General features: G+C 61.1%; 2 protein-coding genes. One reads left to right on the forward strand and one right to left on the reverse strand.

The features are described 5' to 3' along the window. Window positions 1-203: transposase (locus VQ042_RS25730; protein ID WP_331823071.1), on the reverse strand; the 203-nt coding region annotated here is incomplete at its 3' end. 288 nt (window positions 204-491) lie between these two features. Here VQ042_RS25730 and VQ042_RS25735 point away from each other — a divergent pair. Beyond that, window positions 492-686, forward strand: a complete 195-nt coding sequence (locus VQ042_RS25735; protein WP_331823072.1) for a hypothetical protein — start codon at window positions 492-494, stop codon at window positions 684-686. Window positions 687-767 lie beyond the last annotated feature (81 nt).

Consider the following 767-nt stretch of genomic DNA (forward strand, 5'->3'; position numbering starts at 1 on the left):
CTTGTCTGTCCAGCACGAGCGCCCTGATCCCGCTCGGCCTGCTGCACCCACTTTCGCAGCGTCTCGCCCGAGCAGCCGATCTTGGCCGCAATGGAAGAAATCGCCTCCCACTGGGACGCGTGATCGGCTCGATGTTCCCGCACCATCCGGACAGCCCGCTCACGGACCTCCGGCGAATATCTCTTCGATGTCGATTTTGTCATGATGACCCCATTCTCTCAGGAAATGAGGTCTCCGGGAAACCCGGGGCGGTTCANGCGTGATCGGCTCGATGCTCCCGCACCATCCGGACAGCCCGCTCACGGACCTCCGGCGAATATCTCTTCGATGTCGATTTTGTCATGATGACCCCATTCTCTCAGGAAATGAGGTCTCCGGGAAACCCGGGGCGGTTCACTTCAGGAAATGCGCCTGACTCATGTCCGGGACTTTGAGAAGGAATCACGAATGCGAGGCTCGCGGGCCGAGCGGAGACCGCTGAGCTCAGGGTCGTGCTCGAGACGACCGCGGACCCGACCCAAAAGTTCGTCGACCTTGCGAACCTCGACGTCCACCGTCCGAGCGTCACCGTGCTCGTCGTCGGTGGGGCGGGCCGCAACGGCAGCTTCGTCTTCGCGAAGCGCCGTGGGGTCGTCGAAGCCAGAAAGCTCCTCTGCCCAGGGCAATCGCATTTCAGAACAGGCTGAGCAGGCGAGAGAGGAATGCATTGTCCCAGCCTGCCCTTTGGAATTTCCCCTTCAAGGATTCCTTTGAGCCGTCCTTCTGCA

It is taken from the genome of Aurantimonas sp. A2-1-M11, from assembly GCF_036549475.1.
In the GTDB taxonomy this organism is placed as follows: Bacteria; Pseudomonadota; Alphaproteobacteria; order Rhizobiales; family Rhizobiaceae; genus Aurantimonas.